We start from the raw sequence: 15,581 nt of genomic DNA on the forward strand, positions 1-15,581 counted from the left end.
CGACAACCGGCCCGTCAACAAAAACCCGTCGCTCTCCGCAAGCGGCGTCGCAGCGCCAAGCAGCGGATGCGACGCATCCGACAGCCCCATCGTCGCGGCGTCCCCACTCGCCTTCTCAGCCTCCAGCCAGTAACGCTGCCGCTGGAACGCATAGGTCGGAAGTGACGCAACAGGTGCCGTCGCACCCGCTCCCGCCGCCTTCGCCCAGTCAACACCAACACCATGAACATGCAGCGCGCCGAGATTGCGTAAAAGCTCCGACATCCCGCCGCCGTCACGGCGCAGCGATCCCACCACCACGCCATGCTCGCCGCTCGCCGCAGACAGCGGCATCGCCAGCACCGGATGCGCGCTCGCTTCCACGAACACGCCGTGCCCGCTGCCGATCAACTCGGCCAGCGCAAGGTCCAGCCGCACCGTCTGCCGCAGGTTCCGGCACCAATAGGATCCGTCCAGTGACGTCCCCTCGCAGCGCGCTCCCGTCACCGTCGAGATCATCGCCACCTCGCCTGCCTGTGGCGCAAGATCCGACAGCAAGCCTTCCAGCTCCGGCAGGATCGGGTCCATCTCCGCGCTGTGCGAGGCGTAGTCCACATTGACCTGCCGGCAGAACACGCCTTCCTGACCAAGACGGCCGACCCAGCGCTCGACCACTTCAGTCGGCCCCGAGACGACCGTCGAGCCCGGCGTGTTCACCACCGCCACCGACAATCCGGACCATTCCGCTGCCTTCAGCCGCTCTTCCACAACTGAAGCCGCAAGCTCCGTCACCGCCATGGCCCCGCGCCCGCTCAGGCCCCTCAACAGCTTGCTGCGCAGCGCCACCACCCGGGCTCCGTCCTCAAGCGACAGGATGCCGGCAACCACGGCGGCTGCGATCTCGCCCTGGCTGTGGCCCACAACCGCCGATGGCTGCAGTCCGAGACTGCGCCACACCGCGGCCAGGCCGACATTCATCGCAAACAGCGAAGGCTGGATCACGTCCACCTGCTCCAGCAGGCAGGCTTCGAGATCCTCATCCCCGCGAAGCACCGACGTCAGCGACCAGTCCGTGTAAGGGGACAACGCCGTCTCACAGGCCGCAATCGCCTGCGCAAACACCGCCGATTCCGCCAGCAGGGCTCGGCCCATCGATGGCCACTGACTGCCCTGTCCGGGGAACACGAACACCACACGACCGCGATCGCGCGCGCTCCCGACCGACACCGCCGCATGCGGGCGCCCCTCGGCCAGCGCACGCAGCGCCTCTGCCGCCTCCGACGCATCGCGCACTGAGACCGCCGCACGCGAGCTGAACTGCGTCCGGTGCAACGCTGCCGTCGCCACCACTGAACTGAAGTCGACGTCCGAATGACCCGACAGCCATTCTCCGTACCGGCCCGCCTGCGCACGAAGTGCGGCCTCGTCACGACCGGACACCAGCAGCGGGATCAAGGGCGATGACGATGATGCTTCAGCTGCGCCGTTCACCTCACCGCGGGCAGCCTTCGATCGCGCCGGCGCCTCCTCGATCACGAAATGCGCGTTGGTCCCACTGATGCCGAACGAGGACACGCCTGCACGACGCACACGCGCGGCCTCACGCGGCCATGCGCGCGCCTCTTGCAGCAGCGACAGCCCGCTGCCGTCCCACTCGATCTGGTGGCTGGGATGCTCCGCATGCAGCGTCTTCGGCAGAACCTCATGCCGGAGCGCAAGCACCATCTTCATCACGCCGAGAACACCGGCCGCCGCCTGCGTGTGACCGAGGTTCGACTTCGACGAGCCCAGCCACAGCGGACGATCTTCGCGACGTGTCGGCCCGAACACCGCGGCCAGCGCGCCGGCTTCGATAGGGTCACCAAGGCTGGTCCCGGTCCCGTGCGCCTCCACGACGTCGATCTCGTCGGGGTTCACCCCGCTCGCCGACAGCGCCGCACGAATCACCCGCTGCTGGCTCGGACCGTTCGGCGCCGTCAGACCCTGGCTCCGTCCGTCCTGGTTCACTGCAGATCCGCGGATCAGCGCCAGGATCTCGTCGCCATCACGCTCCGCATCCGACTGCCGCTTCAGCACCAGCACGCCGCAACCTTCACTCCAGCCCGCGCCGTCCGCGCCATCCGAAAAGCTCTTGCTGCGGCCGTCGGGAGCGACAGCACCCGCACCCATGCTGACCAAAGCTATTGGCGTGCACATCACGTGCACACCGCCCGCCAGCGCCAGATCGCACTCGCCCTGCCGCAGCGCCGTGCACGCCAGATGCATCGCGGACAGCGATGACGAGCAGGCCGTATCGATCGTCATCGCCGGACCTTCGAGGCCCAGCACGTAGGAGACACGGCCCGCCAGCACGCTCGACAGCTTGCCTGTCGTCGTCCACATCGTCGTCTCCTCGAGCGAGCGGTGCATGCCATAGTCGCTGCCCATCGAGCCGAGATACACTCCGGTCCTACTCTCTCTCAGCCCCTCCGGTTGCAGGCCCGCACGCTCCAGCGCCTCCCACACCGCTTCCAAGGTCAAACGCTGCTGCGGATCCATCTCCACCGCCTCGCGCGGCGAGATGCCGAAGAAGCCTGCGTCAAAATCCTCCACTGCTTCGACAAAGCCGCCTTCCTGCGTCAGCCATCCCGTCACCACTTCCAGGCGCCGCAACAGATCCCGGCTCCAGCGACCCGGCAGCGGGCCCACGCCGTCACCACCGCGCTCCAGCAGCGACCAATAGCTCTCGGGACTCGCCGGGCCTCCAGGTGTGCGGCAGCTCATCCCGACAATCGCGATGGGCTCCGACGCCGATGCGGTGATTGCCCGCCGCGGTTCCAGACGGACAGAAGCACGACCGAGCTCGAGCTTCTCGATCAGCAGCCGCGCCATCGCCCGCGCGGTCGGATAATCGAATGCCAGCGTGGTTGGCAGCTTGGTCCCGACCCGCTTCGACAGGCGGGTGCGAATCTCGGCCGCCATCAGCGAATCCAGTCCGAGATCCTTGAGCGGCGCATCCGCAGGCACAGACGAGGCCCCCGGAAGTGCCAGCACCGCCGCGATCTCCTCCTGCACCAGCTCCACCAGCGCCTGCTGCCGCTCCGCATCGCTCGCAAGAGCGGCCAGCCGAACCCGCAAGCCGTTGGTGTCGCCGCTCGATGTCGAGGCACGTCGCAAGCCGCTGCGCATAAGGCCGCGGTACAGCGCCGGCACATCCTCACCGAACTGGCGCTGTACCACGCCAAGATCCAGATGGATCGGGATCAAGGTCGCCTCAGGCAACGCCTGCGCCGCATCCAGAAGTTCGAGCCCGAGCTTGAGCGACAGCGCCTGAACGCCTTGCCGGCGCATCCGCATCAGTTCGGCCCGGCCCAGATGCGCCGTCATGCCGACACCGCGCTGTTCCCACAGGCCCCACATCAGGCTCTGCCCGACAAGACCGCGATGCCGCCGCTCCGCCGCAAGCGCATCAAGGAATACGTTGGCCGCCGCGTAGTTCGCCTGTCCCGGACTGCCGAGCCCCGCCACCGATGAGAACAGCACGAACGCCGCCAGATCCTTATCCGCCGTCAGCTCATGCAGATGCCAGGCGCCATCGAGCTTCGGTCGCAGCACACGCTCCAGCCGCTCGGCCGTCAGCGCCGGCACGATCCCGTCGTCCAGCAAGGCTGCAAGGTGGAACACCCCCGTCAACGGGCGATCCGGCGCGATGGCGCTGAGAACCGCGCCAACCGCGTCACGATCGGAGACGTCGCAACTTGCCACTTCAACCGTCTGCGCGCCGAGCCCCTTGAGCTCCGCAACCAGCTCACTCGCGCCAGGCGTCGCCATGCCGCGACGCGACGTCAGCAGCAGATGACGCACCCCGTGGCGAGCAACCAAGTGCCGCGCGACCTCACTGCCAAGCTCGCCTGCACCACCCGTGATCAGCACCGTCCCGCCAGCAGCAAGACGACGCGGCTCACCCGCACCCGCTCCGGCGCGCGCCAGCCGTGGCGCCACTACCGCACCATGCCGCAGCGCCAGCTCTGGCTCCGACGTCGTCGACGTCAGCCTCGACAGCAACGAAGCATCCGCGGGAGGCGCATCCACATCGACAAGCTGCAGCCGCCGATCCGGATGTTCCGCTCGCGCGCTTCGCACCAGTCCCCACAGCGGTGCACGCGACAGCCCGCTCGCGCCTTCATCGGGACCCGTCGCCACCGCGCCCTGCGTCAGCCACATCACCGCCGTCTCGTTCAGACGCGCTTCGCCAAGGATCCCCTGCAGCTCGGCAAGACCGCGTTCCGCCGTCGCATGCGTTGCCGCCAGCACGTGGCCTGCTGGTTCAGACAGATGGTCGAACACGAGCTGCGACGGTATCGCTCCGCCTTCGTCGAGGCGCGCGACAACAGCGGCAACGCTGTCAGCGTGATCAAGACCCAGATGCTTCGCCAGCTCTCCGTCGCCTCCGACGATCAGCGGCAGGGCAAGCGCTGGAGCTCCGCCCTCACTTAACCCAACCGGACGCCAGTCCAGACGGTACAGATGTTGCGTCTCGGTTCGTGAAGCCTCACGGATCTGCGCATCGCTCGCTTCCCTCAGCCGCAGCCCGCCAAGGCGCGCCACCGCACGCCCATTGCCGTCGGCCAGTTGCAGCACCGCCAGGGCTTCGCCCTCACCGCTGCGCTCCACCGAGGCACAGACGCGCAATTCTTGCGCACCGGTCGCAACCAGGGACACGTCCGACCACTCGAACGGCAGCAACACCGACCCGTCACTGATACCCTCGACCTGCGCAAGGGTCAGCACATGCAGCGCCGCATCGAGCAGCGCCGGATGCAAGCCGTAACTCTCCGCCGATTCAGATAGCGCCTCCGGCAGCACCGCGCGCCCGTACACCGCATTGCCAACCCGCCACGCCTCTCGAAGCCCCTGGAACGATGGCCCATAACCGTAGCCCCGCCCCGCCAGCCGCGCATAATGACCAGTCAGGTCGATCGATGTTCCGCCCACCGGCGGCCACACGTCGAGTCCGTTCTCCGCATCCTGCGCCGCGTCCTCTGCGGCCTCGCCCAGCACGCCCTGCGCATGCAGCGTCCATGACGCACCCTCGGCCGCATCTTCCGCGCGGCTGTAGATGCTCAAGCCCCGGCCTCCGCCGTCTGCCTCCGCACCATCCACCTGAACCTGAAGCCGGACACCGCCCTCCGCCGGCAGCACCAGCGGCGCCAGCAGCGTCAGCTGCGACACACTTGTTGCGCCGACCGCACGCGCCGCCGCAAGGCCCAGCTCCAACAGCCCGGTCCCGGGCAGCAGCACTGTCCCGAACACCTTGTGGTCGCCGAGCCAGCCCGCTTCCGACAGCGACAGACGTCCCGTCAGCAGGAAGCCATCGCTCTCCGCCAGCGGCGTCGCCGCGCCTAAGAGCGGATGCGACGCATCCGACAGACCCATCGTCGCCGCATCCCCGCTCGCCTTCTCCGCCTCGAGCCAGTAACGCTGACGCTGGAACGCATAGGTCGGTAGCGAGGCAACAGGTTGCTTCGCGAGATCGCCAAAGGCGTTCCAGTCAACATCAATGCCGTGCACGTGCAGCACACCGAGCGCTGACATCAGCGCCTCAGCGCCATCACGGCCGCGACGTTGCGAAGCAATCACCTGCATGGCAGATGCTTCCGACAGGCATCCCGCCGCAAGCCCCGTCAAAATCCCGTCCGGACCAAGCTCGAGGCTGGCCCGTACGCCTTCGGCTTCCAGCACATGCACGCCGTCGAGGAACCGTACCGGACTGCGTACCTGACGCACCCAGTACTCCGCGCTGCAAAGCTCGTCCTTGGTCGCCAGACGGCCCGTCACATTGCTCACAATCGGCAAGCGCGGCGTGCCGAAGGTGACGGACGCCAGCACCTTGCCGAAGGCCTCCAGCATCGGCTCCATGCGCTGCGAATGGAACGCGTGACTGACCTGCAGGCGGCTGGTCCGGCGGCCTTTGCTCCTGAACTGCTCCGCCAGCGCCAGCACCGCCGCTTCATCGCCGGAGATCACCGTCGAGCGCGGCCCGTTCAGCCCGGCAATCTCGACACCGTCTGCAAGCAGCGGCAGCACTTCTGCTTCGCCTGCCTCGATCGCCACCATGGCGCCGCCGGCAGGTTGCGCCTGCATCAATCGACCACGCGCTGCCACCACGCGGCAGGCATCCTTCAGCGACCACACGCCTGAGACATGCGCGGCCGCGAGCTCTCCGATCGAATGGCCCAGCAGAATGTCGGGTGTGATGCCCCACTGCTCCAACTGGCGGAACAGCGCGACCTCAATTGCGAACAAAGCCGGCTGCGCGTAAGCCGTCTCGTCGAGCTTTGAGGCCGCCTCCGAACCTTCCTCCGCAAACATCACGCTGCGAAGCGGCAGATCCAGCAGCGCGTCAAAATAACCGCAGGCCTCCTCGAACGCTGCGCGGAACGCCGCGCAGCTCTCCATCAGCGCCCGGCCCATGCCGAGCTGCTGTGCGCCCTGCCCCGTAAACAGGAACGCAAGCTTGCCGGACTCACCTCTGGCCTCACCAACCGACACCGCCGCATGCGGGCGACCTTCGGCCAGCGCGCGCAACGCCTCTAGTGCCTCCGCCGCATCGCGCACTGAGACCGCCGCCCGTGCGCCGAACTGCGTCCGGTGCAACGCCGCCGTCGCCACCACGGAGCGCCAGTCTACCTGCGGATGATCCGACAGCCACTCCCCGTAGCGGCCAGCCTGTGCACGAAGTGCCGCCTCGTCACGGCCCGACACCAGCAGCGGGATCAAGGGTAGCTCTGACGCATCTGCCGCGCTGCTCGCATCAGACCGCGCCGGTGGCTCCTCGATCACGACATGCGCATTGGTCCCGCTCAGTCCAAACGCGCTGACGCCCGCGCGCCGAGGCCGTGCCACATCACGCGGCCACGCGGTCAGTTGATCCACCACCTCGACGTTCAATCGCTCCCAATCCAAATGTGGATTGAGCGGGCGACAATGCAGCGTGGGCGGCAACGCTTCGGACTCGAAGCTCGCCAGCATCTTGATCACCCCGACCAAGCCCGCCGCCGCTTCCAGATGTCCGACGTTCGTCTTCACGGCTCCGAGCTTCACGCGTCCGAGATCCTCGGGGCGCGCCTGGCCATACACCGCGTCCAACGCCTGGACCTCAATCGGATCGCCCAGCGACGTTCCCGTTCCATGGCACTCGACGACATCGATGTCGGCCGCATCCAAACGCGCATCGGCCAATGCAGCTCGCAACGTTTTCTGTTGCGCAGTTCCGTTGGGCACGGTGAGGCCTGAACTTGCACCGTCGTGATTGACCGCTGTTCCGCGGACCACGCCTAATATTTTCTTCCCCTGTGCCTGCGCATCCTCCAGCCGCATCATCGCTATGACAGCGGCACCCTCGCCACGGCCGTATCCGTCAGCGGCCTCGGAAAACGTCTTGCTTCGACCGTCTGACGCCAGCGCGCGCGTCTGCGACAACACCACAAACGCTTCCGGACTCGACGCCACTTGCACGCCGCCCACAATCGCCAGATCGCACCGTCCCGATCGCAAATGCTCCGAGCCGAGATGCAGCGCGACCAACGCCGACGAACATGCCGTATCCACGGCCATGACCGGACCTTGCACTCCCAAATGGTAGGCAAGCCGCCCGGCAGAGAATGCCGCCCCGCCGCCCGTCGCGGCATAGGCGTCGGCCTCCGCCAGGTTGAAACCTCGGGTCTGATATTCATTCGGGCCAATGCCGATGAACAACCCGGTCGTCGACTCCGCCACGGATTTCGGCACGATCCCGGCATCCTCGAGCGCCGACCAGGTGACTTCAAGCAGCAGCCGATGCTGCGGATCGATCTGTGCTGCTTCCCGCGGCGATATGCCGAAGAAGCCCGCGTCAAATCCCGCCACATCGTTCAGTAACGATGCTTCCTTGACGTAGGATGTGCCTCGATGTTCGGGATCCGGATCATAATAGGTTGCACGATTGAAACGCTCCGGGGGAATAGGTCCCAACGTATCCACGCCCGACGACAGCACTTGCCAAAAGCTCGCCAAATCTTCAGCGCCACCGGGAAAACGCAGTCCCACGCCGATGATCGCAAGCGCCCCCGCCGCCTCGGCATGACGCGCGACCGCAGCCGTCTCAACCTTTCCTGAGCTGTCCGCCAGCTCCAAAGCCTCCAAGACCCATTCGCTCACCGCCTTCAGGTTGGGATGGTCGAACGCAAGTGTCGCCGGCACCGACAGACCGGTTTGCTTTGCAAGCCTGTTTCGAACCTCCACCGCCATCAAGGAGTCCATGCCCAGATCGGCGAAGCCGACCTCGGATCCCAATTTCAGCGGCTCGTTGATCCCCAGCACCATTGCGACGAGATCCCGCACCAGTGACAGCACGCGACTGCGGCGCTCGCGACCGCTCACCTTTTCCAGCTCAGTCCTCAGGTTATGCGCATGACCATTCGCGTTGTCCGCGCCGGATGCTGCCTGCGGGGCCTGCATCTCCGGGAGTTCGCTCAGAAGGGGACTGGAGCGGCCCGTCATTTCCCTCGTGCGGGCCCAGTCGACATCAAAGACCGCCAATTCCTCCCGGCCTTCCTGCAAGGCTCGCTCAAGTCCCAACAGACAGAGCTCTGGCTTCATGGAGGAGGCGCCGCGACGACGAAGCTGAGCCTCGGTGTCCGCAGCCGCAGCCATTCCCCCATCTGCCCATGCGCCCCAGTGCACGATCGTCGCCGGGAGTCCCTTGGAACGTCGCAGGTGGACCAAACCCGTCAGCCCGGCGTTCGCGGCGCTATAGGCGGACTGGCCATAATTACCCAAGAAGCCAGCGGCCGATCCGTACAGCACGAACGAGACGAGTTCGCTGCCCCAACGCTGCACCGAGTCATGCAGCGCCCAGGCACCGCCGAGTTTGCCACCCTGTTCTTCCTCGATCGCCTCAAGCGTCAACTCGTTGAGCGGGACGTCCACCACGTCGCCGGCAAGGTGAAAAATGTGACGCAGTGCAGGCCTGCTCGCTTCACCGGATGTCAGCTCACGCACGAGAGCGTCGACCGCAACGCTGTCGCCGACGTCGCACGCCCTCACCTCCGCGCGACACCCCTTGCCTGCAAGTGCCGTCACCAGGTCTGTCGCTCCGGGCGCTTGTTCGCCACGTCGCGACGTCAGGATGAGGTGCCGCGCACCTCGCTCAGCCAGCCAATGGCACAGGACCGATCCCAGCGATCCCGTGCCACCAGTGATGAGTATTGTCCCTTGCGGATCCCATTTCTTCGCAGCGGGCTCCGAACTGGTCCGCGACGGCACATGGTGCAACTTTCGTGTCCAGAGGTCTTGTGCCCTCAGCGCGAACTCTGCGCCCGTTGTCTCGACTGCCAGGAACGTGGCCGCCATCCGGCGCAGTGTGACGTCGTCAGCAGATCCCAAGTCTGCCAGCCCACCAAAGCAGTTTGGGAGCTCTAGATTCAGAGTTCTGCCGAGCCCCCACAATGCTTGCAGGTAGGGTGCTGTCGGCACATCATCGCCTCTGATCCGAAGAGCGTGAGGCGTGCATAGCCACAGGCGCGTTCCCGAAGCGTCGTTTCGCTGACTGATTGCCTGTGCCAGCATCACAGCTTCGCTGGTCGCTCGCAGCCAGGGTTTTTCCTGCGTCACAGAGCTCCCTGGCGGCAACTCTCCCGCCAGATACACGATCGCGCGCGGCAAGAGGGCGTGTTCTTGTGCACCGCCTGCGTCTGCTCGCAGTCGAGCCGTTGCCTCGTTCACGGTGAGACATTCGACGACGGTGCCTTGTGCGCGAAGGATCTCTTGCAGCCGCTCCAGGTGAGCCATGTCGGGCCATTGCCCGCTCACAAGCCAGCAGACGCCGTCGGTCACTAAAGACGAGGCAGAGCCGCTTATCCTCTGCCATTGGTCCTCGTAGCACCACCCGTCGACTGTCACCTCCGCGTCAGTCTGCGCGTACCAGCTGTTCAGGGCCGGCAAGAGCGCCGACAGATGCTCGCGTGATCCGCCTTCCGGAAGCTGCAGCAGTTGCTCGACACGCTCCGTGCTGCCGCTTTGCACCGCTTGCCAAAAACGGGCATCAACACCATTTTTCGATTCAACCGGGCTCGCCTTCTCCGCCTCAAGCCAGTAACGCTGACGCTGGAACGCATAGGTCGGCAGCGAGGCAACCGGCGCCTTGGCACCCGCTCCGGCCACCTTCGCCCAATCGACACCAATACCATGAACGTGCAGCACGCCGAGCGAGGTCAGCAGCGCCTCGCTGCCATCACGGCCGCGACGTTGCGAAGCAATCACCTGCATTGGTGATGCTTCCGACAGGCATCCCGTCGCAAGGCCCGTCAAAATCCCGTCCGGACCAAGCTCGAGGCTGGCCCGTACGCCTTCGGCTTCCAGCACATGCACGCCGTCAAGGAACCGCACCGGACTGCGCACCTGACGCACCCAGTACTCCGCGCTGCAAAGCTCCTCCTTGGTCGCCAGACGGCCCGTCACGTTGCTCACAATCGGCAGTCGCGGCGCTCCGAACGAGACCTGCGATACCACCTTCCGGAACGCCTCCAACATCGGCTCCATGCGCTGCGAATGGAACGCGTGGCTCACCTGCAGGCGGCTGGTCCTGCGGCCCTTGCTCCTGAACTGTTCCGCTAGCCGCACAACGGCGGCTTCATCACCGGAGATCACCGTCGAGCGCGGCCCGTTCAGCCCCGCAATCTCGACACCGTCAGTGAGCAGCGGCAGCACTTCTGCTTCGCCAGCTTCCAGCGCCACCATGGCGCCGCCCGAGGGGAGCGCCTGCATCAACCGGCCGCGTGCCGCGACCACGCGGCAGGCATCCTGCAGCGACCACACGCCCGCAACATGCGCAGCCGCAAGCTCTCCGATCGAGTGGCCGAGCAGAATGTCGGGCTCAATGCCGCACTGCTCCAGCTGACGGAACAGCGCGACCTCCACCGCAAACAAAGCAGGCTGCGCATAGGCGGTCTCGTCCAGCTTGGAGGCCGCCTCCGAGCCTTCCTCCGCAAACATCACGGCGCGCAGCGGCAGATCCAGCAGTTCGTCAAAATGGCCGCATATCTCCTCGAACGCCGCGCGGAACGTCGCACACGTCTCCAGCAGCGCCCGGCCCATGCCGATCCGCTGCGCGCCCTGGCCCGTAAACAGGAATGCCAGCTTGCCTTGCTCGCCCCTGGCTTCTCCAACCACCACCGCCGGATGCGGGCGGCCCTGGGCCAGCGCACGCAGTGCGTCCACGGCTTCCGCCGCATCGCGCACTGAGACCGCCGCCCGCGAGGTAAACTGCGTCCGGTGCAACGCCGCCGTCGCAATCACGGAGCTCCAGTCGGCTTCCGGATGCCGCGACAGCCACTCGCCGTACCGACCCGCCTGCGCGCGAAGGGCCGCCTCGTCACGACCGGATACCAATAGCGGGATCAAAGGAGATGGCGATGACGCATCTGCCGCGCTGCTCGCATCAGAGCGCGCCGGTGGCTCCTCGATCACGACATGCGCATTCGTCCCGCTCAGTCCAAACGCGCTGACGCCTGCGCGCCGCGGCCGTGCCACATCACGCGGCCACGCGCGCGCCTGCTGCAGCAGCGACAGCCCGCTGCCCTCCCACTCGATCTGGCCGCTCGGATGCTCCGCATGCAGCGTCTTCGGCAGAACCTCGTGCTTGAGCGCAAGCACCATCTTCATCACGCCGAGAACGCCGGCCGCCGCCTGCGTGTGCCCGAGGTTCGACTTCGACGAGCCCAGCCACAGCGGACGATCTTCGCGACGCGTCGGCCCGAACACCGCAGCCAGTGCGCCTGCTTCGATGGGATCACCGAGGCTGGTCCCGGTGCCGTGCGCCTCCACAACATCGATCTCGTCGGGGCTCACCCCGCTCGCCGACAGCGCCGCACGGATCACCCGCTGCTGGCTCGGGCCGTTCGGCGCCGTCAGGCCCTGGCTTCGTCCGTCCTGGTTCACTGCAGAACCCCGGATCAGCGCCAGGATCTCATCGCCATCCCGTTCCGCATCCGACTGCCGCTTCAGCACCAGCACGCCGCAACCTTCACTCCAGCCTGCGCCATTGGCGCCCGCTGAGAACGCCTTGCAGCGACCATCCGGCGCCATGCCGTTATCAGGCCCCAGCGCCACAAACGTCGAGGGCGTCGACATCACCGTCACGCCGCCCGCCAGCGCCAGATCACACTCGCTTTGCCGGAGCGCCGTGCAGGCCAGGTGCAGCGCCGTCAACGATGAAGAGCATGCCGTATCGACCGTCATTGCCGGACCCTCGAGGCCCAGCACGTAGGAGACACGACCCGCCAGCACGCTCGACGTCGTGCCCGTCGCCGTCCACATCGTCATCGCTTCAGGCGAGCGCGTACCATAGTCGCCCGCCATCGATCCGAGATAGACGCCGGTCCGGCTCTCGCTCAGCCCCTCGGGTCGGATCCCCGCGCGCTCCAGCGCCTCCCACACCGCTTCCAGGATCAGGCGCTGCTGCGGGTCCATCTCCACCGCCTCGCGCGGCGCGATGCCGAAGAAAGATGCGTCAAACTCCGCAACCCCATCGATAAAGCCGCCTTCCTGCGTCAGCCCGCCCGTGATCTCCTCCAGGCGCCGCAGCAGATCCCGGCTCCAGCGATCCGGCAGCGGGCCGACGCCGTCGCCACCGCGCTCCAGCAACGACCAGTAGCTCTCGGGACCCGTCAGTCCTCCAGGACCGCGGCAGCTCATCCCTACGATCGCGATCGGCTCGGAGGAGGCGTTCTCCACCGCTTCGAGAGACGACTTCAGATCCCGAATCTTATGAAGACTCTGGCGAAGAGCGTTTTTTAAATCCTGAACTTCTTGATTTATGTGCTGCATGTTTTTCAAAGCAATTCAGACGCAATACTCAGCAAAGAGTCCGTTTCCGCGTCATCGATATGCGCGGACAATTCGTCGTCGCTTGCACGCCGAGAAGTATCATTCGGCTGCACCATAAGACGCTCAAGAAGCCCCGATTTACGGAGCGCTTCGATCGAAATGTCTCGTAGCTTCCGGCGGATTTGCTCATCCCCCCAGATCGACGGACCTGACTTGACGTTATCGAGCTCGAGCTTCTCGAGCAGCAGGCGCGACATGGCGCGCGCGGTCGGATAATCGAAGGCGAGCGTGGTCGGCAGCTTGGCGCCGACCCGTCCCGACAGGCGGTTGCGCAGCTCGACCGCCATCAGCGAGTCCAGCCCGAGATCCTTCAGCGGCTGGTCCGCAGGCACCGAGGCGGCCCCGGGCAGCGCCAGCACCGCCGCAATCTCCTCCTGTGCCAGCTCCACCAGTGCGGCCAGCCGCTCGCCTTCGCTGGCCAGCGCCGCCAGCCGCGACCGCAGACTGTTGGTGTCGCCGCTCGATGCGGTTGAGGCCCGCCGCAAGCCGCTGCGCACCAGGCCGCGATACAGCGCCGGCACGTCGTCACTGAGCTGGCGCTGCATCGCGCCGACATCCAGATGGATCGGGACCAGCATGGCCTCGGGCTGCGCCTGTGCCGCATCCAGCAGCGCGAGGCCCAGCTCCAGCGACAGCGCCTGCACGCCTTGACGCCGCATCCGCATCAGCTCGGCCCGGCCCAGATGCGCCGTCATGCCGACGCCGCGCTGCTCCCACAGCCCCCACAGCAGGCTCTGCCCGGCCAGTCCACGATGTCGCCGCTCCGCCGCAAGCGCATCCAAAAACACGTTCGCCGCCGCGTAGTTCGCCTGGCCCGGACTGCCAAGCGCTGCCACCGACGAGAACAGCACGAACGCGGCAAGATCCTTGTCCGCCGTCAGCTCATGCAGGTGCCAGGCGCCATCGAGTTTGGGCCGCAGCACACGCTCCAGCCGCTCGACGTTGAGCGCCGGCACGATGCCGTCGTCCAGCAAAGCTGCCAGATGGAACACGCCCGTCAACGGACGTTCCGGCGAGATGGTGCTGAGGACCGCGCCAACCGCATCACGATCTCCGACGTCGCAACTCACCAGCTCAACCGTCTGTGCACCCAGTGTTTGCAGCTCCGCCACCAGTTCAGATGCGCCAGGCGCGGCCATGCCGCGACGCGACGTCAGCAAGAGATGACGCACACCATGCTCAGTCACAAGGTGCCGCGCGACCTCGCGGCCGAGCTCGCCCGCACCGCCCGTGATCAGCACCGTGCCGCCGGCTTCAAGACGCCGCGGCAATTGCACCACCTGCTTGCCGACATGGCGCCCCTGCGCCATCTGCCGCAGCGCTGCCGGCATCTGCCTGATGTCGTAGGCAACATAGGGCAACGGCTCCAGCACACCGGCCGCGAACAGGCCCATGATCTGCGTCAGCAGCGCCGGCATCCGATCCGTCGGCAGCACGAACGCATGGTAGCTCACGCCACGGTATTTTGCGGCGATCGCAGCACCGTCACGCCCATCAGCGATCCCCATCTCCAGGAAGCGGCCGCCCCGCGGCAAAAGCCGCAGCGAGGCATCGACGAACTCGCCTGTCAGCGCATTGAGGACGACATCGACGCCCTCGCCTTTGGTCGCCGACCGGAACTGGGTCTCGAAGCTTAGATCGCGCGAGTTGGCGACATGCCGTCCGTCCAGTCCCATCCGTTCCAGCACCGGCCATTTACCCGGGCTCGCCGTGCCATAGACCTCCGCGCCAAAATGCCGGCACAGCTGCACCGCTGCCATGCCGACGCCACCGGCTGCCGCATGCACCAGAACCCGATCCCCGGACCTGATATGCCCGAGCTCCTGCAGCGCATACAGCGCCGTCAGATAGGCCAGCGGGATCGTCGCCGCCGCCTCGAACGACATCCCCGCAGGGATTCTTGCAAGCTGTTCGGCCACTGTGACCGCGCGTGTGCCAAAACAGCCGCGCCCACAGCCAAATACGCGATCGCCAACCGCAACCGACGTCACGTCCGCGCCGACCGCCTCCACCACGCCGGCAAACTCGAACCCGATGCCGGGCGAGGCAATCTGCCCCAGCGTGATCAGCACGTCGCGGAAGTTCATGCCGGCCGCGCGTACGCAGACCCGGACATCACCGGATGCCAGCGGCTCCGACAGCTCGCCTGCGGCCACCAGGCTCACGCCGTCGAGCCGGCCGGGGTCGGTGACCACAACGCGGTAATCCGGCGCGGCCACTGGTGCCTGAAGTGTGCCCGCACCCGCGCCAGTGCGCGCCAGCCTGGGTGCCAGCACCGCACCATGGCGCAGCGCAAGCTCCGGCTCCGACGTCGTCGACGTCAGCTTCGCCAGTAGCGATGCATCTGCAAGCACGACATCGACGTCCACGAGCTGCAGCCGGCGATCGGGATGCTCCGCCCGTGCGCTGCGCACCAGGCCCCACAGCGGCGCACGCGTCAGTCCGCTTGCGCCCTCATCCGGACCCGTCGCCACCGCGCCACGCGTCAGCCACGCGACCGGCGTCTCGTTCAGACGCGCTTCGCCAAAAATCCCCTGCAGCTCGGCAAGGCCACGCTCCGCCGTCGCATGCGTCGCCGCAAGCACGGGGCCTGCTGGTTCAGCCGGATCAGACAGATGGTCGAACACGAGCTGCGACGGGATCGCACTGCCTGCATCCAGCCGCGCAACGACAGCCGCAACGCTCTCGGCGTGATC

Annotated in this window: 2 protein-coding genes; both read right to left on the reverse strand. The window is 66.6% G+C overall.

Annotated elements, in window-relative coordinates:
* Nucleotides 1-12,825 (reverse strand): type I polyketide synthase (locus UB31_RS26770; RefSeq protein WP_245306066.1); only part of this gene is annotated, 12,825 nt, incomplete at its 3' end.
* A 5-nt stretch (nt 12,826-12,830) separates the two neighbouring features.
* Nucleotides 12,831-15,581 (reverse strand): SDR family NAD(P)-dependent oxidoreductase (locus tag UB31_RS26775; protein ID WP_156175574.1); only part of this gene is annotated, 2,751 nt, incomplete at its 5' end.

Source organism: Bradyrhizobium sp. LTSP849 (assembly GCF_000938255.1).
Taxonomy (GTDB): Bacteria; Pseudomonadota; Alphaproteobacteria; order Rhizobiales; family Xanthobacteraceae; genus Bradyrhizobium.